This window comes from Alteromonas ulvae, assembly GCF_048987005.1.
Lineage (GTDB): Bacteria > Pseudomonadota > Gammaproteobacteria > Enterobacterales > Alteromonadaceae > Alteromonas.
On the sequence record NZ_CP185261.1, the window covers coordinates 1,975,327 to 1,999,324 of the forward strand.

Consider the following 23,998-nt stretch of genomic DNA (forward strand, 5'->3'; position numbering starts at 1 on the left):
GCGAGACTTTTTATCTCTCATTGCACAAATTGCGAACAATAATGGTGATGACTATCCTTTTTAACCCCTTTTTGGCGATAAAGTTATAAAAATTATGTTAATAGCTTGTGAACTTATTCATATAAGCCTATCGTAAGAATAAGGTGTTTATAAAAACACCAATAAAAGCAAGTTTACCATCAGAGGTGATTTTACTATGTCGCACCATTTTAAAGAAACTCCAGAAAATGCGATTACTCAAAGTGGCATTGCGCGTGTCATTCCCTGTAAAGAATTAGATGTTGGTGACCCGATCAAATGGTTGTCATTGGCCTTGCGAGACGCCATGCGAGCGCCAGGATTAACGGTTTTCTACGGTGTACTGTTCGCCGTTATTCCATGGTTCATCATGTATTTGGTTGAAATGACGGGCTGGCACTTGGTTATCCTGCCTGCCATAGTGTGCTTTATGTTGATTGGTCCGTTCTTAGCAGCAGGTCTTTACGATGTAAGCTGGGAAATGGAAAAAGGCCACAAACCTACGTTGAGTCATTCATTGCGAGCAATGCGCAGAAATGCATTCAATGAGTGGGGGTTTGCTTTACTCATCATGGTCATGATGATTTTCTGGCTACGCGTTGCATCACTTATCCATGCACTCTACCCACCCTATATTGAGAATAATCTTGAGAGCTTACTACCGTTTCTGGTTTTGGGCACTTTAGTCGGCGCGGCATTTACCATGATTATGCTGTTTATTACTGCATTTACCCAGCCAATATTAATGGAGCGTAAAGTGGACCTTGCCACTGCCGTGCTTACCAGCGTAAATGCGGTATGGTTAAATAAAGTGCCTATGTTGATTTGGGCAGCAATAATATTCTCTGCTGTTGCCATAGGGTTTGTTACCGGGTTTGTCGGTTTTATCATATTAATGCCACTAATCGGATATGGATCTTGGCATGCTTATATTGACGCGATAGAAACCAAAGTCGAAAGAAAATACGAGTAAAATGTAGTTTTATTACGAGATTGAGTGACATTTCAGTATGTAAAATAGGCTGAAATGTCATTTTTTTTGTTAAAATTTCAGAATTGGGGGTTCTGGAATACGTTTTTCATGCTTTAGTATTAGAGTTTTTTGTTTCTCATTTCTTATTTGTAATAACATTCTGGAATATTGATTTCACTTAAATCTCTATATTTCAATTGCTTAAACTTTTAATTATGTATTAACAATTGAATTTACTGCAAATTTACCTCCCTTACACAACATTACAACAGAAAAAGTTTCAATCTTGATGCATAACTAATAGGCGCTCAGCGGTTACATGAGTGCTAAAAACTTTTTTAATGTATCGAGGAAATTACCATGAAACTATTAAAGACTATTATTGCTACAGCAACGTTATCATTTGCATTTAGTGCAAGTGCTGCTACTTCAGAAAAAGAAGTTCGGTTTGTCGGCGAAACTGAATTTGCGGGGTTTTGCAAAGCCATTATCAACGACGACATGAAAACCTTTCGTTCGAACCTCTCTCGCAACATAGGTCGTATTGGTGACAGTCAACGACAAGTACTTCGATTAGTAACCTCTGAAACAGGATTAACGTGCAATGGAAGTAATCTCATTCAGTTCTCAGCTGAACGCGGCGCAGATACGGTTTACGAATTTCTTACTTCACGCAGTTAAAATAAGAGGTAACTATGACTAGTATGAAAAGGCGGGTGGTGCTGTTCTTCAAAAGAACGTCACACACCCAGCCAGGAAGCCACAATTGGTTGATGATGCTTGGTTCAAACCCTTACCCAACGAGACACTCTGTTGCGTCCGTTGATGATGAGTCGCTGAGTGTGGAATCTCAACTTGAGGAGTAGAACATATGCTAACGGCACAAGGAACAGGCTTGTTAGTGTAGAAAATAGCAAGCCTCCAATAATGGCGATGGCCATTGGGGAATAGGGTGGACCATCGCCGCCTATCCGCGTTGTGCCTATGGCAAGCGGAATTAGCCCCAGCACAGTGGTAGCCACTGTCATGAGTATAGGTCTTATTCGGGAGACGCATCCTTCAATAACGGCGGCATACAAAGAGAGTCCCTCATTGACCAGCTGATTAATTCTATCCACCAGCACAATGCCATTGTTCACCACAATACCCATGAGTATAAGCATACCAATCATACCCATCACTGACATTGATGTTCCGGTTATCATAAATGCCCAAAATACGCCAGTGAAAGAAAATAATAAGGATGTTATGACGGATGTAGGTAAGATCAACGATTCAAACAACGCTGCCATTACCACGTATATCATGCAAAGTGCCAATAGCATGTTCATCTGCATAACCGCATTAGCTTCATTCTGGCGAGAGAAGCTACCGTCTAAGGTCCAACTGTAGCCTGTAGGTAGGGTAATATTGTCGAGAGCCGCCTCTATATGCTGTCTAGCCTGTGCTGTAGTGGTTTCGCCCTCAAGGTTGGCACCAATAGCCAGCGCGGTTTGGCGATAGCTACGGTTAATTTGCGACAACTGAGGCTTTATTTCAAAATCTGCTATCATATCTAGGGTAATTGATTGGTTTTGCGCAAAGCCGATATTAATATTTTTAACTGCACTGAGTGACGACTGAATATCACTACCATATTTGAGCTGTACGTTAACCTCGCCAGCGTCGCTGTAGCGAAACGTCCTCAGGTTAGTGCCGCGCAGGGCGGTAGCGACTAATTTGGCCACATCGTTAACCGCAATGCCGAACCGATTGGCTTTTTCTCTGTCAATTCGGATCTGAACTTCGTCACGGGTTGAGCCTGTATCAGCCTTTACATCTTTAAGCCCTTCCACTTTGGCAAGAACCGGTACCAGCTGATCTGAAATTGTCATTAATTGCTCTGAAGACTCGCCAAGCAATGTCACGCGAATACCGCCACCACTTCCACTTTCCCACTGAAATGTGGGGCGTGCTCTTACGAAAGAAGGCATAGACTCACGGATATCCTCTTTAATCTGGCTAACCGGCACGGGTAGGTCTTCGTTAAGCGTTAGACCGCTTGTGGCATACCCTGGAGTAAAGTAGGTATATACCTGTTTAATATGAAAGCGTTCTTGATTTTCATACAAATACGCTTCCATTTTTTCAACCGTATTTTCTACCTCTGATAGGGTGTAGTTTTCGGTAATGTGGTAATTCAGCCAAATGCGCTCTTGGTTGTTATTACCATCATCATCTGATGTCACCGCCTGCATGGGGATGATAGTGGATGCCAGAATACCAATAGCAATAAGTGATGTTTTACCCTGATTGTTAAGTACCCATTGAAGTATTTTCCCGTAACGAGAGATGTAAGCCGGAGTCACTGCCCGCTTAACCACTGGAATTTTCACTTTAGTGGTCAGTAAGGGGATGAGGGATTTCGCAATAAATAGAGAGGCAAAGAGCGAAATGCAAATAGCAACTGCAACGTGTTCTAAAAAGATGGTTACGTCTATTTTAACGCCAATGATATTGGGTAAAAAAACAATGGCCGTGGTTGCCGTACCCGCAATAACGGCCAAGCTTACTTTGTTTACTCCGCTTTGTGTGGCATAAACAATATCATTGTTTTTTTGGCGCTCTTGAAAAATACTTTCAGTAACAACCACCGCATTATCTACCAGCATACCAACGGCCAGCATTAGTCCCATCAGTGACAGTATATTTAGGGTATAACCTAGCAAATACATGACGCCCAAGGCGATACATATAGAAAATGGCACCGACAGCACCACAATAAGTGTGGTGATCAGCTGGCGCAAAAATAAGTATAAAACAATGACTGACAGTAGCGCACCTAGCAACCCTGCACTTAACAAATCGCTTAGGGAAGACGTGACGCTTTTGGCGGTGTCGTCCATCACAAAAAGGTTGATACCCGAAAATTCAGGGTCATTTTTTGCTTCATTGATCACGGCCATTACGGCGTCTGATACGTTGACCAAGTTACTGCCAGATTCTCGAAAAACATTGAAGCCTACAGCAAAGCTTCTGTCTAGATGGCGTCCTTCGTTTCGCAAAGGCAATTCATAGCTGACTTCGGCCACATCCGATAAACGAATATTGGGTTTAATCCACATTTGTTTAAAGTCGTTGATGTCGTCAAATTCACCTGTTGGGTTAACAAGCACCTTGTGACCATCGTTATACATGTAGCCTGCAGTTAGGGAAAAGTTAGCCCCCTGTAATTTTCGTTCAAGCTCATTACTGTCTATGCGATAAGTAGAAAGCTTTTTAGCGTTAAGCCGAATAGTGATTTGACGTTTCATGGTGCCATAAAGCTCAACTTTCGACACGCCGGGTACTCGCTCAAGCGGGTGCTTTAGGTTGCGCTCAAGCAAATCGTAAGCGTTAGAAAGATCCCGATCGCTAGACACACGCAGCTGAAAAATAGGCATGTCGTTGGTGTTGAATTTATACACCATTATCCGTTCAATATCTGTAGGCAGCTCATTTCTAATAGCGTCTACTTTTTCCCTTGCCTCGATACTTTTGGCTTTAAGGTTTTCATCCCAATCAAACTCCACAACGATTTCTGCTTTATTATCATAAGAACGGGCTTGCAGGCGCTTAATCCCTGACATGGTGGCAATAGCCGCTTCCACGGGCCGAGTGATCATTGTTTCAACTTCAACAGGTGTCGCATCAGGGTAGGGAATTTCGATAACCATTTGGGGGATATCAATACCGGGAAATTTTTCTAACGGAAGCAGTCTGGAGGATACTAATCCAAACAGCAGCATAGAGAAAAATAGCATACTTATTGTGACGGGTTTGTTGAGGGCAAATCTTGCTAACGCCGCACCTATACCTGCTACTTTACCAGCATCGGCACCCGCACCTTCACCGACATCAGCAATTTTTTCAACGCGACCCGCCTCGCCTACAGTGGGCGGCTTTTTTTGTGCAGGCTTCATAGCGCGCCTCCTTTCGTCACCGGCTGATGACTTGTCATCACTGCATTGGCATCAACACGTATTTTCTTATTGTCGAATAAGCTATACAGCACCGGCAGTAAAATGAGCGTAAGTAAGCTGGCAAACAGTAATCCAAAAATAACCGTTACCGCCATAGGGGTCCTAATTTCCGCGCCCTCGCCCAAACCAAACGCCATGGGAAGTAGACCCAGTACCGTTGTCAATGTAGTCATGACAATAGGTCTTAAGCGAGTTTTTGCAGCGTCAACAATAGCAGCGTGTTTTTCCATTCCGTGTTCGCGCAGCTGATTTATTCTATCGACGAGGACAATGGCGTTGTTTACTACAATACCACACAGCATAATAAGCCCGATAAACACCACCACACTAAGCGGTGTGTTGGTGAGCCACAAGCCATACACTGAGCCTGCGCCCGCTAGTGGCACCGCGAACAAAATAAGTAGGGGGTGTAGCAAGGATTCAAACTGCGACGCCATAACCAGGTACACCATAAATACGGCCAGGGCGAGAGCAAATTGCAGCGAGCGGAAGCTGTTTTGCATATCTTCACTTTGACCTGCAATGGTGGCGCTAAGTGAGAGAGGAAGCTGTGTTTCGTTAAGTACAGTATTCGCAACCTCAACAGCTTCGTCTAGCGTTCCTTTCGCTAAATTTGCCGTAACGATAGCGACACGCTGCTGGCCAACGCGAGTAATTTCACTTGGACCCACACTCATATATACATCGGCTACCGCACTTAATGGAATAGGCTGTGTTGAACGAGGGTTGATAACAATGGCTCTTACGCCCGCTATATCGCTGCGCTGACTTTCAATAGTGCGAACCAGCACATCAACTTTTCTATCCTCCACACTATATTGTGTTGCTACGCGCCCACCTACCTTAGCGGCAATCAATTGCGACACAGTGGCAGCATCTAAGTTTACACGAGCAAGCTTAGCGTGATCGAAGACTATTTTAAGCTCTGGATTGCCATCGCGAATACTGGTGGTTACATCGGTAAAATTAGCAAAGCTTGCCAGCTTAAGTGCAATAGCGTCACCATATTCTTGCAGTTGATTTAAATCGTAGCCTGTAATTTCAATTTGAATAGGGGATGAAAAGCTAAAAAGTTCAGGCTCAGAAAATACTGATTCGATGTTCGGTTTGTTGTTTAGGTAATCACGCAACATGCTCTGAACCTGTTGCATATCATCTTGGGTAGCATTGGGCTGCATGACTACATTTAACCTGCCCCAGTGGTCGCCGCCTTGATTAGGCGCTGCACTCACAAGGCTGCCTGTGCCAGACATTGCGTAAGTACGCTGTACTTTTATGTGCGATCCGCTCTGTTGTTCGCCCTTATGCTCGTCTTCTGGCCCACTGTCCAAGCTGTTCTTCTCATTAAATACAACGGTCGCTAGTGCATTGAGTTCTGCATCGGTTTTCTGCAAAGGAGAACCTGCTGGCAAGGTGATTTCTACTGAGAACTCGCCTTGTGACATGGTGGGAATGAGCTCCATACCCAACTGGGGTAACAGTAAAACTCCCCCTGCTGACAGCGCTATTGCAATACCTAGCACTGCCGTTCGAGCGCGAAGGCTTGCTTTCAGTAACACTTCATACGCTTTTGATAGGCCATCAAACCCTTTGGAAAACAGCCAAACAAGTGGTGTGAACACTACCGACAAACATTTGCTGATGATGTGCCATGCACCAATTATCAAGGTAACAAGAGCGGCAGGTAAGAAAACAAAAGCAAATTTTAACAGTGCTCTCACAGGCCAGGTGGCGTAAAACGCTATTTTACCTAACAAACTAGTAGGGGCAGTTTTTACACAGGCTGACGGGTTATCGAATGTATCTTGATGAGATAATTGTTGCGTTGATTTTCTTCTTGCCATCGCCGGAATGATGGTAAGCGCCACCACGAGAGATGCGGCAAGTGCAAAGGAAACCGTGAGTGCTTGGTCTCGAAATAACTGACCGGCAATGCCTTCAACAAAGATAAGCGGAACGAATACGGCCATAGTGGTTAATGTAGAGGCGATTATCGCACCTGATACTTCTTTGGTGCCCTTGGCGGCCGCCTCAAATTGCGTAGCGTCGTCACTATGTTGAGCCGTTGTTAAGTCACGCTTGTGTTTGCGGTGACGGTCAATATTTTCAAGCACAACAATGCTGTTATCTACCAATAGCCCAACAGCAAGGGCGATACCGCCAAGGCTCATCATATTTAAGCTTATGTTGTTGGCATACATTAAATTAAACGTGGCAATAACAGACACAGGAATAGACACAGAAATGATGACCGTTGCCCAGAAGTCTTTTAGAAACAAATACAGCACCAACATGGCTAGAATACCGCCCACCATGGCCGCTGACTTCACGTTGTCGATGGCCTGCTTTATAAATACGCTCTGATCATAAGTTTGGTTAAGTGCATAATTTGAGGGTAGGGCTTGTTGTACTTCTTTCAGGCGACGTGACACATTGGTAGCCACATCCACCGCATTGGCATCGCCTTCTTTATAGATAGCTATTTCAACACCTTCAGTGCCATTAAAACGCGTGATGACACTTCGGTCTTTATAGGCACTTTGTACCACGGCAACATCCTTTAACTGGATGTTTCGATTACCTGAGCGGCCGATGAATACGTTTTCTATGTCGTCTAACGTTTCAAACTGATTCAGCGTTCTCACTAAGAAGGCCTGTGCAACATTGTCTATTCTTCCGCCCGCGGCGTTTACGTTTTCTGCTTTTATGCGTGCCACAATATCTGTGATGGGAATGGATAGCTGACTGGCTTTACGCTGGTCAATAAGAATGTGAATTTCATTTTCTAGCCCCCCGCCTAATCGCACAGCTGCTACGCCTTCAACCGACTCAAGGCCGCGTTTCACCTGTTGTTCTGCATACAAGCGTAAACGTTTCATGCCTTCTTCAGAAAGATTCGCAGTGTCCGTGGTGAGGCCTAGCTTAATAACAGGGTCTAAACTGGGGTTAAACCGAAGCAGTCGTGGCTTTTCAATGTCTAAAGGAAGTCGAAGTACGTCTAGCTTCTCTCTTACTTCTAAACTAGCAAAGTCCATGTCGGTACCCCACGCAAAGGATAAGACTACGTCTGATTGGCCTGCACGTGAGGTAGAGGTAACTTTACGAACGCCTTTAACGACGCCGATGGATTCTTCAATGGGTTTAGAGACGAGTTGCTCTATTTCCGCGGGTGCAGCGCCATCGTAGTCGGTGCGTATAGTTAAAGTGGGGTAAGACAAATCAGGCAATAAATTCACCGACAGTCTACCAAGAGACACCATTCCAAATAACAACACAGCAAAAGTAAACATAGAAACGGCGACAGGACGTTTAACCGCAATATCGACAATACGCATAATACTATTCCTTATTTTCTTTTGCTTAGCTGTTTACAACTTCAACAGGCGCATTGTCTTTTAGGTTTTGATGTCCCGCAGTAACAACTTGCTCGTTACCGGTTAATCCGTGAGTCACTTCAATAACATCGTTGTTTTCAAACCCGGTAGACACGCTCACTTTTTTAACTACGCCATTGTCTACCACAAAAACGCTGTGGGTATTGTCAATAGTCACTAAGGCGCTGCGGGGGACGAGTGTTGTGTTTGCATGAGTGGCATATTCAAGTGACACATCGGTAAACATGCCGGCTTTTAACGTGTTTTGTCCATTGGGCACTCGCAGTGTCACTTTAAAGGTGCCGGTTGTGGCATCGATAACGGGGCTAATTCGCTCAACGTGTGCAGTTATTTCTTGATTGTTTAACGCAGCAACATGTAAGGTTGCGACTTGGCCTACGGACACATTCGTTAATTCGTTTTCTGGTAGGAATACCACGCCCTGAAGGTCTTTTTGCTGCACAATATGAAACATTCTTTCACGTTGGAAAGACTCAGTTAGGTTACCTACTTTGGCATTGCGAGATGCAATAAACCCACTGATAGGGGCTTCTATCGTGGTTTCTTTTAAATCCAATTCAGCAATGCTCAACGAGGCTTTAACTGATTCATACTGGGCGTTGAGCTTATCGTAGGTATCGTGACTAATGAGTTTTTGTGAGTATACCTTATTGACGCGTTCAAGCTCGTTTTCGATACCTTGTAAATCAGCGCGGGCTTTTGACACATTGAGTTCATAGCGACGCTTATCAATCTGCGCCAACGCTTGTCCTTTTTCTACGTAGTCGCCTTCTTCTACGAATATGGCTTCAATAATTCCTGATGCGCGGGCAGAGACAAACGCTTCTTCACGGGCCTCTAAAATAGCGGTGGTATCGTACGTTGAGGTAATGTCGCCTGTTTTTAAGTGCAGTGCTTCAACGGGAATAGCGAATACCGTCTCTTCTACTTTGTCAGGGCCATTGTCTGCATCAATTGCATCAGCATCTGTGCAGCCTGTTGCAAATGTGCTAAGCGCAAGAATTGTGCTACCGATGGTGGCATAGCGTAAAAGAGAAGAGTTGATTTTCACACTGCGAAATGAAGCGTTGTTTGCGTTCTGGTATGAAGTGTTATGTGTTGTTTCCATGGTCGATGCCCTAACATTTATTGTCGTTATATCATAATGACCAATATCAGCAGGTAACGTGCCAGTAAACTAAACGCTATAAATTTCAGTGTTTTAGGGGTTTTGGGAGGTAAAAAACAAAAAGGCCAACCGAAATGGTTAGCCTTTTTTGCTATCTGTTAGCCAATATCACTAAGTTACAGCGATTTAAACTAAAGTCCATAAGCCCAAAGCCTAGACCACTTATTAGTTATTCAACCAAGCTATAGCTGGTGGTGATGTCAACATTGCCTTTAAGCATTAACATGACCGAACAGTATTTTTCCGCTGATAGCTGCACAGCACGGGATAACGCTTTGTCGGTAATTCCCGTTCCTGACACCGTGTAGTGGGCATGTACTTTTTCAAACACTCTTGGCGGCTCTTCAGCGCGGTTCGCCTCAAGTTCACAATGACACGCTGTAATGTCAAAGCGTCCTTTTTTCAAAATATCGACCACGTCCACACTTGAACAGGCACCAATAGCCACAAGCACCGATTCCATAGGCGAAACAGCGTTGCCGTTTCCATCCATCACGGTGTTGTAACCACTGTCGGTAGTACCAGTAAACGTAAGGTCTTTATCCCATGAAACACGTGCTTTCATTATATATCCTGAGTTGTGTAGATTAAGTATTAGTGTTCAGTCGTATTGCATCAGCGTTAATAGTGATTTTTTTCTGTTTATACAGCGCACCCAACGCCTTTTTATAGGCCGCTTTACTCACATTAAAATGCGTGTAAATCTCTTCCGGTGCACTTTTGTCAGTTAGCGTTGATATGCCGCCGTGTGCGTCTAAATCATCTAAAATAGCCTGCTGAAGTTCGCTTCGCGCTTCTTTATCTATGCGTTGAAGCACCACGTCAATTTTGCCATCTTCGCGAATTGTTTTTATCACACCCGAGGTAGCTTGACCCACTTTTAATGGCTTAAACGCGTCGCTGTGAAAAATCAGGCCAAGGTTCTTTTCGTTTATCACGACTTTGAAACCAAGATCAGTCTTGGCATAAACCAAACATTCAACATCGTCGCCTTCATTCAAATAGGCGTTACTTTCCTGTAAAAAGTAGTGAAGCTTGGTGGCACCTAAAATGCGCTGAGTTTTATTGTCAAAGAACGTATAAACAACGTATTTCATACCCGCACTAACAGGCTCGGCTTGATAGTCGTCTGGAACGAGTAAATCGTTGTCTAATCCCCAGTCGAAAAAAGCGCCGAAGTTGGTTGCAGATACCGCTTTTAAAATTTTGACTTCGCCCACCTGGATCAGCGGTTTTTTCACCGTTGCGTAGGGTTCTCCACGCTGATTTGTGGCAACAAAGACCTCTATTTCCGCATTTGTTGCAAGGGGCGTTTCAACCTCATCAAGGGGAAGAGTAACGGTTTCATCTATGCCAAGGGTGTGGGCCTCTGAATCGAAAACAGCAGCACCTTCGTTATCAGTCCCACGCTCAAACTCGTTTTCATTCGCGTCTAGGGCGGCTAGGGCGTACCCAAAAGGGTATTCTGCTACCACGCGCAATGTATTAATTTTTCCAATATTTATCATTAACACTGACTTTTTTAATAGAACAGGTAACATAATATCGGATTGGAGTTAAGAGCTAAACCATTATGAAGTTAAATTGCGATTTAGGTGAAAGTTTTGGGGCCTGGTCTATGCCTGTGGAAAAGGACATTATGTCTGAAATAGACCAAGCAAACATAGCTTGTGGCTTCCACGCTGGCGATCCACTGGTCATGAAAGCCGCGCTGGATATTGCCAAAGCCCATGGTGTATCGGTTGGTGCTCATCCGTCATATCCTGATCTTCAAGGGTTCGGACGCAGAAGTATGGCAATGCAAGCGAATGAACTTACCGCCTGTATTCAATATCAGGTTAGTGCATTATTGGGGATGGCTGACATAGTGGGCACACAGGTCGATTATGTTAAGCCACACGGTGCACTGTATAACGATATGATGAAAAATAAAGACATTAGGCAAACGGTGATGAAAAGTATAGGCGCCATGTGCCAAGGAAAACTTCCGTTGATGGTACAAGCGACATCACAACACCAAGCTATCTTGGATGAAGCTAAACAGTATGGCGTGTCGCTGTTGTTTGAAGCGTTTTCTGACAGACGGTATACCGATGAGGGCTATCTGCAGTCTCGCCACGTAGCAGGTGCTGTACTCAGTTCGCAAGAGGCGTTAATACAAGCCAAGCAATTAATAGAGCAGGGCACAGTAACAACCGCTTCAGGCGCCACCCTACCTATCCAGGCAGACAGTTTGTGTGTGCACGGCGATACAGCGGGCGCCGTAGAGATAGCCCGCCAAATTAGAGCTTACCTATAACGATGTTGTTTCAAGAAACACGTCATTTTGAAAGTTATGTCAAGGTAGGAGGTGCACATGCAACCTTTTGGTAGTATTAAGCAGTTTGTTCCCGTGGGAGCAGATGCCATTATGTTGTATTTTTCGGGCTCAAACCTAGAGCAAGCAAATGCTGTCTGTCAGCAATGGTTGCGTGTACTTGATAGTGCTGCCAACAACAACGAGCAGGCGTGGATTGTAGAATGTGTGCCATCCTACGATAGCTTATTAATCATATTCGATATTGAGCGCGTAGATAGCCACTTTGTATACAATACGCTTCGCAGCTGGCAAAAAGGTATGGACACCATTGGCGACGTTGCTGATGCAAAAAATGAAGCATTCGCAGGAAAATGCCACACATTGCCTGTGTGGTATGGCGCGCCAGACGCTAACGATCTTGATGAAATTAGTCAAAAAACATCCTTATCAACTGAAGATATTATTTCGCTTCATACCAGCGTTGAATACAAGGTGTATGCGGTGGGCTTTGCTCCCGGTTTTGGCTACATGGGTGATATTGTGCAACCACTACAGTGCCCCCGATTAAGCACGCCCAGAAAGAAAGTACCAAGGGGAGCGGTAGCTATCGCAGATAGACAAACCGCTGTCTATCCAAGCGAATCTCCCGGCGGCTGGAATTTAATGGGCCTGTGCCCTAAAAATATGCTGGATAAAAACAATCAATCTTTGCTAAGTGCTGGTGATACCGTAAAATTTGTGTCGATAACAGAAAGTGAGTTTAACGACTATCATGAAGGTTGAAGTAATGTCGAAAGGCCTTTTCAGCCTCATTGTTGATGAAGGCAGACAAGGTAAGCAGCGTCAGGGGTTCTCCCAATCAGGCCCTATGGACGAAATGGCGTATCATTGGGCGAACTTTCTTGCTCACAACCCTGACAATTCACCGTGCCTAGAAGTGATTGGAGAAATGACGGTCTGTTTTCATGAGCCTGCTATCGTTGCTGTTGCTGGGCGACAGGTAAAGGTGCAGGTAAATGGTCAAAATAAGCCGGCCTATTCGAGTATAAAGGTTAATAAAAATGACCGATTAACCTTTGGCAGTGAATGCTTAGGAAGTAAGGTGTATCTTGCTATTTATGGTCAATGGGAGGTTCCTTATCAGGTTGGCAGTGCATGTACTGTAGTTCGAGAATCTCTTGGTGGCCTTCATGGTGACGGTCGAATGATTAACGACGGTGACTGCATCGATATAAATAGTTGTAATGAGCAAACGTATGAAACGCTGGCCGTTCGTCAGTTGCCAATCCAACACTGCATGCCAATGAAGCACAGTATGTCGATAAAGCACAGCAGGTTCATGAAGAGCGGGGAGCATGTAGCCTATGATCTAAACGCGCCTTTACGCGTCATTAAAGGTTATCAAGAAGCGCATTTTAGTCGCGTAGCACAGCGCATGTTTGAAAGTACAGAGTACACGGTGAGCTCGTCCATCGATAGAATGGGGTATCGTTTGACCGGAGCAGGTATTGCTGCATCATTATCCTCAATGCGCTCAGAGGCGATTCATTTAGGTGCAATTCAAGTCCCTCCGGATGGACAGCCTATTGTTATGATGCGCGATAGACAAACCCTTGGAGGATATCCAAAATTGGGATGTTTAAACCCACTTGACGTGAGTCGCTTGGCGCAGCGGGTTCCCGGTGAAACAGTTTCCTTTGTTTTTCAAGATAGCGAAAAAGCCCGAGCCGACATATTATTATCTCGGCAACACGTACAGCGATTGAGAGGAGAAATTGCATGACAGTCGCTTTTTTAAACGGTGAATACCTTCCCCTTAGTGAAGCAAGAATTTCACCGATGGATAGGGGCTTCCTATTTGGTGATGGTATTTATGAAGTGATACCGACCTATGCGGGAAAACCGGTAGGACTTAAGGGCCATTTGTCGCGGTTGGCATCGGGGCTATCGGCCATTGAAATTGATAATCCTTATGACGATGCCATGTGGACATCCATTGTGCTGCAGCTGGCAACAGAAAATGCTCAGCATATAGAAAGTGGTAACGTGGGCGTGTATTTTCATGTGAGTCGAGGTACTGACACTAAGCGTTATCATGCATACCCAACTGGCGTCACACCAACGGTTTTTGCTTTCGCGTTTGAAATGGCAGCCCCCCAGTCAAATTCAAGAAGCAGTGCCAAGGTGTTTAAAGCGGCGCTAGAAGAAGACAAGCGCTGGCAACGGTGCCACATAAAGTCAACATCGTTGCTTGGTAACGTCATGCACTTTCAAAGTGGCGTAAAAGCTGGTGTTAACGAAACGATTTTGTTTAACGAGAAAGGGCTGATAACTGAGGCAAGTTCGTGCAACGTATTTATGGTGAAAAACGGCATGATTAAAACGCCGCCCTTAAATAATGAATTGCTGCCAGGGATCACTCGCCACATTGCACTAGAATCGTTTAAGCGTGCAAACCTTCACGTGGTAGAGGAGTGGTTTTCTAAAGAGTCACTGCTCGATGCAGATGAGGTGTGGCTTACATCGTCGAGTAAGGAAGTGTCTCCGGTTATTGAAATTGATGGCCATGCCATCGGTAAGGGCGCGGCAGGAGAAGTGTGGGAACGTGCAATAAGGGCGTATCACGCTTATAAATTTGACGCTTAATGCGCATATGAGCAGTGTTTGAAAAGCGGAAAAAAACCTGCCCTAGAGTAAAGGCAGGTTTTCTATTTGAACTTTAGGACAACGCACTCAAATTAGTCGAGTGTGTCGCAATTCCCGTCGGTACACTCACCGTAAAGGTACAGGCTGTGGTGAGTAAGCTTAATATTATGCTGCTTTGCCACCATCTCTTGTCGCTGTTCGATAATATCGTCTTCAAACTCAATCACTTTTCCGCACTTAAGGCATACCAAATGATCGTGATGGTCTTTATGACTTATTTCGAAAACAGATTTGCCGCCTTCAAAATGATGACGATTTAAAATTCCGGCATCGTCAAATTGGTTAAGAACACGGTATACCGTAGCCAGACCAATTTCTTCATCTTGTTCGATAAGAATCTTGTACACATCTTCAGCACTTATGTGTTGATTATTTGGGTCTTGCAGAATTTGTAAAATTTTAAGGCGAGGCAGAGTGACTTTAAGCCCTGCTCTTTTCAATTCTTTATTTTGATCCATTACAACCTACTGAGAAAGTGTGAAAAACATTTGCAGGTATTATAGGTAACTTGTAGCGATTTTAAAGTAAAACTAAGGTTTCTTTAACCTTATGAACGAATTTTACTCATTGTTCGAATAATAGGCAAAGCTAAAAGTGTGTTCAATTACGCGTAAAACGGTAGCGATTGTTCATTAAGTACAGGATAAGAAACATGAATATGTAAAATAGATATAAACTTTTGGTGCATTGAGTTTACATGCTGTTAAACTAGAATTGTAAGACTATTGTGGCACTCCTTGCTTTTGTCGGGCGTACTTGTTGGATTCTATTATGCAGTTAACAATAATAAATAAAATAACGTTAGGCTTTGGTCTGTTCGGATGCTTACTTTTATTCACTAGCATTTTATCTTACTTCGGGCTTAGCGATATCCGCCAATCTGCAGAAGATGTTGTAGAGCGAAAAATGCCCGAGCAAACCAGCATGGTGAGAGTAAAAACTGAAATTTTGTCCTTATCCGTTATTACAGCAAACGGTTTCCACGTGGAAAACATTGCTTCATTTGAAAAAAATAAAGCACTATTCGATGCTTTATCCGCTGAATTCAAAAACGATCTCAGTAACCTTAAATCGCTCATGCCCGCAAATGGTGATGCACAAAAGGCGATTGCAGATAGCCTTCATTACGTAGATAGCAGTAATAAAATGTATGTGGCAATAAAATCGCGTATGGAAGTGGAGGCGCAACTGCAAAGCCAACTTGAACAAGTGCTTATGTTGGCCGATGAGGCAAGCGCACTTATGCTTGATCTTTCTTACATCGATTCGAACGATCCTAGCTTAGAAACATTAATAGGGGCCGGCACAGCAATAGATAATAAGCTCTTGACAATGAACGACTCCTTTATTGAACTGGCAGAGTCTAATCGTTCAGAAGAAAGCTTAGGCATTCTCGACGATTTAAGCTATCAACTGAGTAATCTTCAAGTAGATAAAGACTATATAAATAGGCTTGCGGCTGGAATAGATGATGGTGGAACGGTGAGTGCGTTTAACGAGCAATATGATGCATTGCTTTTAGCTATTGATAAGCTAACGGCGCTGCAAACAGCTAAGCTAGATATGATTGCAAATACAGTGGCAGAGCGAGGTAGTGCGAATTCATCGTTAAACACTGCATTAGAAGATATAAACGTATTATTTAAACGGGTTCAGGCTCAAGCATTAAGCGGGCAAAATGCTATTTTAGAGTCGGTACAAGCTAACTTAGTTAAAAATACTATCGTCGCTGTTTTTGGTCTTATTACTGCAATCGTGCTTGCTGTTGTGGTTACTCGCAGTATCTCAAAACCACTTGGTCGTATCAATCGAGGTTTGAATTTGTTGAGTATGGGCGACCTCAGTCAGAAGCTATCCGAAGAGGGCAATGATGAGTTCTCAGCGCTATCTGCTAAAGTGAATAGTCTGACTGATAGTCTTAGAGAGCTGGTTGGAAATATCCTAGAGCAAGAAACACGCTTAATTGAAATAGCAAAGGAAAGCGTAGAACTAGGTGACAAGAGCCTAGGCGATGTGGATGAACAGCGAGAGCAAGTGACGGTTACATCGACCAATACACAGCATGTTCAAGAAAAAAGTCGCAGCAACCTCAAACAAATTAATCATGCTATGGCTGCATTACGAGATATTACCAATCAGAGCCAGGATATTGGTCACCTCGTAGAGCGCAATAGACAGCAAGTAGATAGCCAAGCCAAACAGGCTGAAACATCTGCAGAAATTATCGCTCGGCTAGATGATAACTCTCGTAGCATTGGCAGCATACTTGATGTTATTAAAACCATTGCAGAACAAACTAATTTGCTGGCGCTTAACGCGGCCATAGAAGCTGCCAGAGCAGGAGAGCAAGGACGTGGGTTTGCCGTTGTTGCCGATGAAGTGAGAACGCTAGCGAATCGAACCCACGACTCAACGGAAGAAATTGAGCAGATGATTGGCAATTTACAAAAAGATGCTGCTGAAGCGGTCAAAGCCATTGAGTCTGGGAAAGAGCAAGCAAAGGGCAGCGTTGATATTACCCACCAGGTTGCAGAGCAAGTTAAAAGTATTCGGGAAATTATCGAGCAACTCAGCAACATCAACGAGCACATTGTCACGGATACCGAGCAGCAGGACGTGTTGTTAGCCGACGTAGCAAAAAGCCTAAACACCATTGTAAGCTTGGCAGACTCAAGTGCTCAAAGCACTAGGCAGTCAAACGAATCGACCATGAAACTCGATGCGCAAACTGAAAGCCTGCGAAAAGCGGTTGAGCGTTTTCAGTTGTAAAATGCACAATGTCAACAAGAAAATATTGAAAACAAACTATTAGAAATAAAATACCAGTCACAAAAAAACCGCTCATGAGCGGTTTTTATTATCTTCAATAAACGGGCGTTTCTTACGCCAATTCAGCTAGACATAGCTCGTCGTGAATTTGCTTGCACCATGCCTTCACTCGAGAGTCGGTAAGCTCTGGCTGTCTGTCTTCGTCAATACCAAGACCTACAAAGTGATTGTCGTCAGCCATGCCTTTAGACGCTTCAAAGTCGTATCCATCAGTAGACCACTGGCCTACTAGAATTGCGCCTTTCGCTTCAACGATATCGCGCACCATACCCATGGCATCTAGGAAATACTCGGCATAGTCTTCTTGGTCGCCACAACCGAAAATTGCCACAAGCTTATCGTTAAAGTCAATGCTCTCAAGTTCTGGGAAAAAATCGTCCCAATCGCATTGTGCTTCTCCGTAATACCACGTAGGTATTCCAAAGATAAGGAGGTCAAACCCGGCAATATCTTCTTTGCTGCTCTTAGCAATGTCTTTTACGTCTATGAGTTGCTTACCTAATTCTTTTTGAATCATCTTCGCTACGTGTTCGGTGTTACCCGTGTCACTGCCGAAAAATAGGCCAACGCTCGCCATATCTAACCTCTATTAATCAATATCTGTCTGTTTAAACGCCTGAATTAAGCCAGAACCATTCGATGAGTCCCTTAGCTAGAAACCCCACGGCGCCTAAGCCAAGTACACCATAGGTCACTACTTTACCAATAAGAGGAACATCGTTCTTACGCAATACATCGTGTACAGCAAAGCCCATCAATGCAAAAAGTATTGCTAGGCCGCCATATAGCATAATAGACTCTATCAGTTCATAGTTTTCTGCAAGCATGGTTTCGTTAATTCAATATCAGTAATCTACAAAATCTGCACGAATGATATCACAATATGCGAATGTGTAAGAGACCAAAACATTCAAAAATATGTAATAGTATTCGCTGTTACTGCAAGTTTATTAAGAGTTTGTTTTATCAATACAAAAAATCAATTTTTTTGTAACATTCTCTCTACAATTGCATTAAAAGCCGCAGGCTTTTCTGCGTGCAGCCAGTGCCCGACACCTTCGATAACATGCGCTTTCGCATTCGGGAAATAGCTACCGATAGCAGCTTTATGGTCTGCGGTTATGTAATCGGAATTTCCCCCTTTTATAAATAGGGTAGGCCCGTTAAATTGTTTAGACGTTTGTTGCCAATCTACTATGTGAGGATAGCTCTCTATCAGCCCTTTCAAATTAAAGCGCCAAGACCATTTACCCTCGTCCGTTTTGTACAAGCTTTTCAGTAAGAATTGTCGAACACCGGGTTCTTCAATAAACTCAGCCATTGCCGATTCAGCGTCTTTTCTACCTTCTATGTCATCTAATGGAACCGCATTTAACCCGTTAAATATACTGTAATGCCTGTGGTTGTAAGCAACCGGCGCAATATCAGCCACAACAAGATGGCTCACTTTATCTGGATAGTTAAGTGCAAATTGCATGGCGACTTTGCCACCTAAAGAATGACCGAGTATGGCTACACTCGATAGGGAAAGTGCTTCAACAATATTGTTAATAGCGTTGGCTGCGTGAGTGACGTCAAATCTATTTGTCCATTTCGACTCACCGTGATCGGGAAGGTCGACACTGACAATATTGTATTGTTTTTCAAAATGCCGTTTAATTATTGCTAAATTATCAGCGCTTCCAAATAATCCATGAATTAGAAAAAGCCATGACGATGAATTATCGCATTGAGATATTTTGTAATTTATATCCACGTAGTCGCCAATTAGGTTGATGAAAAAAAGAGGCCTGCAATGCAGACCTATATAAATGAAGTTAATAACAGCATGTATTAAGGCAAGCCTTAATTAATTGAGAAGCTATCCAACGATTTTCCACTGTCGAGGGCGTCTTTATAAACCCGTGGCATTCTGCCAATACCGGTCCATGGATGCTCAACGCCTTTATCGTCAACAAGCTTGTATTTAATGGGGCGTTTTTTGCCTGTTTTCTTATTTGTTTCGCTAGTTAAGACCTGAAGATCTTCAAGGTTTAAGCCTGCTTCTTCCATTTGCTGTTTAATAGCAGCAAGCTTTTTGTGTTTTTCCTGTGCTTCTTTTTCTTCTTGTAACGCTTTTTCTTTTCTTTTATCTACAATATTCACTAGTTTTTCTTGAACTTTTTCCAGTTCTTCAATGCTTAATTCCTTTACTGCACCTTGTAAACGTCTTCCATGGGTTAAAATATCTAAAAATTCACTCATTAATTAACCTTTGTACGTCGGGTGTAAACTCACAATGATGATAATTAATAAATGGGCAAAAAAAAAGCGGGCAGAGCCCACTTTTTAATTTTATACGATATACAGCATAATTCAGTCGCTAAAAAACAAACCTTTACGCTAATCGACTTGAGATTTACATATTTGGATAATTAGGACCGCCGGTACCTTCAGGTACTACCCATTTTATGTTCTGGCTTGGGTCTTTAATATCGCAGGTTTTACAGTGTACGCAGTTTTGCGCATTAATCTGAAAACGCTTTTCGCCCTCCTCTTCAACAATTTCATAAACACCAGCAGGGCAGTAACGTTGTGCAGGCTCTGCAAATTTGGGTAAGTTTATTTGAATGGGAATAGAAGGATCTTTCAGTTGCAAATGACAGGGTTGATCTTCTTCATGGTTTGTATTGGATAAAAACACAGAAGATAGTTTGTCAAAGCTCAACACTCCGTCAGGTTTTGGATAACTGATTTCTTTTGATTTATCTGCTTCATTTAGCTGCGCATAATCTTTATGCTCGTCCTTCATGGTAAAGGGTAAATTTCCCTTAAAGAAATTTTGTTCTAAGGTGTTAAATGCACCGCCCCAGAAATTACCCAATTTATGAATTGCTGGGCCAAAGTTACGCGAGCGAAATAATTCATCGTATACCCACGACGATTTAAATTTGTTTGTGAAACTGGTTAATTCTTTAACCGGTGCTTCGTTATTTTCTATTATTGCTTCAAATATGCTTTCAGCTGCCAGCATGCCAGATTTCATGGCCGTATGGTTGCCTTTAATTTTTGCAAAGTTCAGCGTGCCAGCGTTACAACCTACTAACAGACCGCCAGGGAATGTCATTTTAGGTAATGAGTTAAAACCACCCTTAGCAATGGCGCGAGCGCCATAAGAAACGCGCTTGCCGCCCTCAAGATATTGCTTAAATACCGAGTGATGTTTTAGACGCTGAAATTCGTCAAAAGGGCTTAGATACGGATTCTCATAATTAAGGTCTACAATTAAACCTACGAACACTTGATTATCTTCGGCGTGATACATGTAGCTACCGCCTGTGGCCTCATCGAGTGGCCATCCCGCACTGTGCACCACTAAACCTGGCTGGTGTTTGGCTGGGTCAATGTCCCAAATTTCTTTAAAGCCAATGGCATAATGTTGTGGAGAACTGTCTTTGTCTAACTGGAAGTGGGAAATAAGTTCTTTTCCGAGATGTCCTCTACAACCCTCTGCAAATACTGTGTACTTTGCACGAAGCTCCATACCCGGCATGTAGCCATCTTTATGTTCGCCATTTTCGCCAACACCCATGTCGCCAGTTATTACACCGCCAACGCTGCCGTCTTCGTTATAGATAGTCTCTGCGGCAGAAAAGCCAGGAAATACTTCAACGCCCAACTGCTCGGCTTGCTCTGCAAGCCAGCGGCAAACATTACCCATCGAAACAATGTAGTTGCCCTCATTGTGCATGGTTTTTGGGGTAATACCGTTTGGCAGCTTCTTGGCCGAGCTCTCATCGTTGAGCAGGTAAATGTGATCTTCGGTGACTGGCGTATTAAGGGGCGCGCCTTTTTCTTTCCAATCGGGAAAGAGTTCATTCATGGCTCGGGGCTCAAATACAGCCCCAGAAAGGATATGTGCACCTACTTCGGAGCCTTTTTCGACTACGCAAACCAGTAATTCTTGGTCATTTTCATTTGCAAGCTGCATCAGCTTACAAGCAGTTGATAGTCCAGCTGGGCCGGCACCGACGATGACTACGTCAAACTCCATCGATTCTCGTTCCACGGGAGGCTCCTTATGTTCGTATTTTTATAATGCACTATTGATGAAACAAATAATGCAATGTGTCAAAAACATGTAAATTAGTTGTCGCCCTGCAAGGTAATCCAGGTTGACGTTTACGTCAACAGTAAGTACATTGCATAGCAGGTTACGTTAACGTTAACTGTCGACGCATTTTATGCGTTGGTAAACGTGGTGTTAACGCCTTTTGCAAGCTAGCCTTGTAAAAACGGACGTTCCACGGTTTCTTTTTTAACGTAAAGTGCTTTATTAAAGTTTCAAAAAGCGTGGTGAAGTAATACGTTTTTAATTTTTAATAGTTAATTATTAGTGAAACGTAATAGACACCGACGAACTCTATAATTGAGGTAAATATGAAAATACTCGTACCGGTCAAACGCGCGATCGACTACAACGTTAAGGTAAGAGTGAAAGCCGATGAATCTGGCGTCGACCTTACTAATGCAAAAATGGCCATCAACCCGTTTTGTGAAATTGCTGTTGAAGAAGCAGTAAGATTAAAAGAAAAGGGCATTGCTACTGAAATCGTTGTCGTTTCAATTGGCGATAAAAGCTGCCAGGAACAAATTCGCACAGCACTGGCATTAGGTGCTGATCGCGGCATTCAGATTGATACCGATCAAAACTTAGATTCTTTGCAAGTTGCTAAGCTACTAGCAAAAGTTGTCGAAGAAGAAGCGCCACAACTGGTTATCCTAGGCAAGCAAAGCATCGACTCTGATAATAATCAGACGGGCCAAATGCTTGCAGCATTAACGGGAATGCCTCAGGGCACGTTTGCTTCTGAAGTAGCCATTGACGGTGAAAAAGTGCACGTTACACGTGAAGTGGACGGCGGCCTTCAAACTATTGCGCTTTCTCTTCCTGCGGTAGTAACCACTGATCTTCGCTTAAACGAACCTCGTTATGCATCACTTCCAAACATCATGAAGGCAAAACGCAAGCCTTTAGATGTTAAAGCAGCTGCAGACTTTGGTGTAGCGCTAGAGTCTCACGTGAAAGTGCTTAAAGTAACGCCACCGCCACAGCGCGAGGGTGGTATCAAGGTAGCAGACGTTGCTGAGTTAGTAGATAAACTTAAAAATGAAGCGAAGGTGATCTCATGACAGTACTTGTATACGCAGAACACGACAATGCGAGCCTAAAAACCGAAACGAATAAGCTAGTACACGCTGCAAAGCAAATGGGTGGCGACATTCATGTATTGGTTGCTGGCGAGGGATGTCAAGCGGTTGCCGATGCAGCGGCGCAAGTAGACGGCGTTACTAAGGTATTGCTTGCAGACAACGCGGTTTACAAATATCAGCTAGCTGAGAATGTTGCAGACCTAGTACTTGAACTAGCCGGCGATTATTCTCATGTCATTGCTGCAGCAACAACCACAGGCAAGAACTTCATGCCTCGCGTTGCGGCACTACTCGATGTAGCTCAAATTTCTGATATTATTGGCGTAGAAAGCGAAGATACGTTTATTCGCCCTATTTACGCGGGTAATGCGATAGCGACTGTACAATCAGGCGACGCAACGAAAGTGATTACTGTGCGAGCTGCGTCTTTCGATGCCGCTCCAACAGGTAACAGCGCTGAAGTTACTGCTATCGACGTAGTAAAAGCAAACGAGAAGTCTGATTTTGTATCTGAAGAGCTTACAGAGTCAGAGCGTCCTGAGCTTACTGCTGCCGATGTCGTTATTTCTGGCGGTCGCGGTATGCAAAACGGCGAGAACTTCAAGCTGCTTGAAGGTATTGCTGACAAACTAGGCGCAGCTATGGGTGCATCTCGTGCAGCCGTTGATGCCGGTTTTGTGCCCAACGACATGCAAGTGGGTCAAACAGGAAAGATTGTTGCTCCTCAGCTTTATATTGCAGTGGGTATTTCTGGTGCCATTCAGCATCTTGCTGGTATGAAAGACTCTAAAGTTATCGTTGCGATTAACAAAGACGAAGAAGCGCCTATTTTCCAAGTTGCAGATTACGGCTTGGTGGGTGACTTGTTTGACGTGCTTCCAGAATTGGAAGGTGCGATTTAAAACCATATACCGACGTTGGAAACAGCGAGATGAATAAGAAGGGCTGCCAATGGGCAGCCCTTCTTGTAGGGAGTCTGTAATTATTTTTTATTTGTATTTGTCGTGACTTAGACGCGAACTACGGAGTTCTCTTCAAAACTAACCGGCGATGTTCTGTATGCATCGGCTTCCCAGTCATTTTCCCAAGTTTTACCGTCTAAAAGATAGCGAAATTGATATTCGGCATCTTTTTCTAGGTTAACTGTTAGGGTGAAGTCACCGCTTTTCAGCTTTTTCATCGACAGGGGCTTTTCGTCCCAGCCAGTAAAATCCCCGCAAAGCTCTGCATTTTTCGCGTCTCCTGCTGCTTCCGCATTCAGTCGAAATGTCACTTTGCACACTGGTTTAGATTTAAGGTATTGCTTCTTAAGACTCATAATGTGTTTCTCTTCAACGTAGCGAAAAAATTATTTCAAGAAAAAGTGTCTTTTCTAACGCTCTTTTTCAATTGAGCGCATAAATAATCACCGATTAT

General features: G+C 43.6%; 21 protein-coding genes. 9 read left to right on the top strand and 12 right to left on the bottom strand.

Going from position 1 to position 23,998, the window contains the following annotated elements; genetic code table 11:
• Positions 1-196 precede the first annotated feature (196 nt).
• The gene (locus tag ACOJR9_RS08630; RefSeq protein WP_420935866.1) at positions 197-991 is read left to right on the top strand and encodes a DUF2189 domain-containing protein; all 795 of its coding nucleotides are present in this window, start codon (positions 197-199) and stop codon (positions 989-991) included.
• Between the two features lie 360 nt (positions 992-1,351).
• Positions 1,352-1,672: a DUF3718 domain-containing protein gene (locus ACOJR9_RS08635; protein WP_420935867.1), complete on the top strand. Its 321-nt coding sequence runs from the start codon at positions 1,352-1,354 to the stop codon at positions 1,670-1,672.
• 104 nt (positions 1,673-1,776) lie between these two features.
• On the opposite strand, the gene ACOJR9_RS08640 is transcribed toward ACOJR9_RS08635, so the two are convergent.
• From ACOJR9_RS08640 to ACOJR9_RS08660, 5 genes are all read right to left on the bottom strand, one after another.
• Positions 1,777-4,932: an efflux RND transporter permease subunit gene (locus ACOJR9_RS08640; protein ID WP_420935868.1), complete on the bottom strand. Its 3,156-nt coding sequence runs from the start codon at positions 4,930-4,932 to the stop codon at positions 1,777-1,779.
• Complete coding sequence (locus ACOJR9_RS08645) at positions 4,929-8,327, bottom strand: efflux RND transporter permease subunit (RefSeq protein WP_420935869.1); 3,399 nt, start codon at positions 8,325-8,327, stop codon at positions 4,929-4,931. Before ACOJR9_RS08645 ends, ACOJR9_RS08640 begins: the two co-directional genes overlap by 4 nt.
• A 25-nt stretch (positions 8,328-8,352) precedes the next feature.
• Positions 8,353-9,495 carry an efflux RND transporter periplasmic adaptor subunit gene (locus tag ACOJR9_RS08650; RefSeq protein ID WP_420935870.1) on the bottom strand — a complete coding sequence of 381 codons (1,143 nt, stop codon included), beginning with the start codon at positions 9,493-9,495 and terminating at the stop codon, positions 8,353-8,355.
• A 229-nt stretch (positions 9,496-9,724) separates the two neighbouring features.
• Positions 9,725-10,120 carry an OsmC family protein gene (locus ACOJR9_RS08655; RefSeq protein ID WP_420935871.1) on the bottom strand — a complete coding sequence of 132 codons (396 nt, stop codon included), beginning with the start codon at positions 10,118-10,120 and terminating at the stop codon, positions 9,725-9,727.
• Between the two features lie 22 nt (positions 10,121-10,142).
• On the bottom strand, positions 10,143-11,063 hold the full coding sequence (locus ACOJR9_RS08660; protein ID WP_420935872.1) for a S1-like domain-containing RNA-binding protein: 921 nt from the start codon (positions 11,061-11,063) through the stop codon (positions 10,143-10,145).
• 65 nt (positions 11,064-11,128) lie between these two features.
• Between ACOJR9_RS08660 and ACOJR9_RS08665 the strand changes: the two genes are divergently transcribed.
• From ACOJR9_RS08665 to ACOJR9_RS08680, 4 genes are read left to right on the top strand one after another with little or no spacing between them, the layout of a single operon-like run.
• Positions 11,129-11,854: a 5-oxoprolinase subunit PxpA gene (locus ACOJR9_RS08665; RefSeq protein WP_420935873.1), complete on the top strand. Its 726-nt coding sequence runs from the start codon at positions 11,129-11,131 to the stop codon at positions 11,852-11,854.
• A gap of 57 nt (positions 11,855-11,911) precedes the next feature.
• On the top strand, positions 11,912-12,637 hold the full coding sequence (pxpB, locus tag ACOJR9_RS08670) for a 5-oxoprolinase subunit PxpB (protein WP_420935874.1): 726 nt from the start codon (positions 11,912-11,914) through the stop codon (positions 12,635-12,637).
• A gap of 4 nt (positions 12,638-12,641) precedes the next feature.
• Entirely contained in the window at positions 12,642-13,637 is a 996-nt protein-coding gene (locus ACOJR9_RS08675) for a biotin-dependent carboxyltransferase family protein (protein ID WP_420935875.1), read from the top strand.
• The gene (locus tag ACOJR9_RS08680; RefSeq protein ID WP_420935876.1) at positions 13,634-14,500 is read left to right on the top strand and encodes an aminotransferase class IV; all 867 of its coding nucleotides are present in this window, start codon (positions 13,634-13,636) and stop codon (positions 14,498-14,500) included. The genes ACOJR9_RS08675 and ACOJR9_RS08680 overlap by 4 nt, the downstream gene beginning before the upstream one ends.
• A gap of 92 nt (positions 14,501-14,592) precedes the next feature.
• On the opposite strand, the gene fur is transcribed toward ACOJR9_RS08680, so the two are convergent.
• Positions 14,593-15,018, bottom strand: coding sequence for a ferric iron uptake transcriptional regulator (gene fur, locus ACOJR9_RS08685; protein ID WP_032095827.1), 426 nt, complete (start codon positions 15,016-15,018; stop codon positions 14,593-14,595).
• A 313-nt stretch (positions 15,019-15,331) separates the two neighbouring features.
• On the opposite strand from fur, the gene ACOJR9_RS08690 reads away from it, so the two are divergent.
• The gene (locus ACOJR9_RS08690; RefSeq protein ID WP_420935877.1) at positions 15,332-17,329 is read left to right on the top strand and encodes a methyl-accepting chemotaxis protein; all 1,998 of its coding nucleotides are present in this window, start codon (positions 15,332-15,334) and stop codon (positions 17,327-17,329) included.
• A 112-nt stretch (positions 17,330-17,441) separates the two neighbouring features.
• On the opposite strand, the gene fldA is transcribed toward ACOJR9_RS08690, so the two are convergent.
• The 5 genes from fldA to ACOJR9_RS08715 all read right to left on the bottom strand — a co-directional run bounded on the left by fldA (position 17,442) and on the right by ACOJR9_RS08715 (position 21,437).
• Complete coding sequence (gene fldA / locus ACOJR9_RS08695; protein ID WP_420935878.1) at positions 17,442-17,966, bottom strand: flavodoxin FldA; 525 nt, start codon at positions 17,964-17,966, stop codon at positions 17,442-17,444.
• Between the two features lie 31 nt (positions 17,967-17,997).
• On the bottom strand, positions 17,998-18,216 hold the full coding sequence (locus tag ACOJR9_RS08700) for a DUF2788 domain-containing protein (protein ID WP_032095830.1): 219 nt from the start codon (positions 18,214-18,216) through the stop codon (positions 17,998-18,000).
• 152 nt (positions 18,217-18,368) lie between these two features.
• On the bottom strand, positions 18,369-19,145 hold the full coding sequence (locus tag ACOJR9_RS08705) for an alpha/beta fold hydrolase (protein WP_420935879.1): 777 nt from the start codon (positions 19,143-19,145) through the stop codon (positions 18,369-18,371).
• Positions 19,146-19,234: 89 nt separating this feature from the next.
• Positions 19,235-19,633 carry an H-NS family nucleoid-associated regulatory protein gene (locus ACOJR9_RS08710; RefSeq protein ID WP_420935880.1) on the bottom strand — a complete coding sequence of 133 codons (399 nt, stop codon included), beginning with the start codon at positions 19,631-19,633 and terminating at the stop codon, positions 19,235-19,237.
• A 154-nt stretch (positions 19,634-19,787) separates the two neighbouring features.
• Positions 19,788-21,437, bottom strand: coding sequence for an electron transfer flavoprotein-ubiquinone oxidoreductase (locus ACOJR9_RS08715; RefSeq protein ID WP_420935881.1), 1,650 nt, complete (start codon positions 21,435-21,437; stop codon positions 19,788-19,790).
• Between the two features lie 371 nt (positions 21,438-21,808).
• On the opposite strand from ACOJR9_RS08715, the gene ACOJR9_RS08720 reads away from it, so the two are divergent.
• Both ACOJR9_RS08720 and ACOJR9_RS08725 read left to right on the top strand, forming a co-directional pair.
• Positions 21,809-22,561 (top strand): electron transfer flavoprotein subunit beta/FixA family protein, encoded by a 753-nt coding sequence (locus ACOJR9_RS08720; protein ID WP_032095834.1) that lies wholly within the window; start codon positions 21,809-21,811, stop codon positions 22,559-22,561.
• Complete coding sequence (locus tag ACOJR9_RS08725) at positions 22,558-23,484, top strand: electron transfer flavoprotein subunit alpha/FixB family protein (protein ID WP_420935882.1); 927 nt, start codon at positions 22,558-22,560, stop codon at positions 23,482-23,484. The genes ACOJR9_RS08720 and ACOJR9_RS08725 overlap by 4 nt, the downstream gene beginning before the upstream one ends.
• A 107-nt stretch (positions 23,485-23,591) precedes the next feature.
• On the opposite strand, the gene ACOJR9_RS08730 is transcribed toward ACOJR9_RS08725, so the two are convergent.
• Complete coding sequence (locus ACOJR9_RS08730) at positions 23,592-23,900, bottom strand: isoamylase early set domain-containing protein (protein WP_420935883.1); 309 nt, start codon at positions 23,898-23,900, stop codon at positions 23,592-23,594.
• Positions 23,901-23,998: the final 98 nt, after the last annotated feature.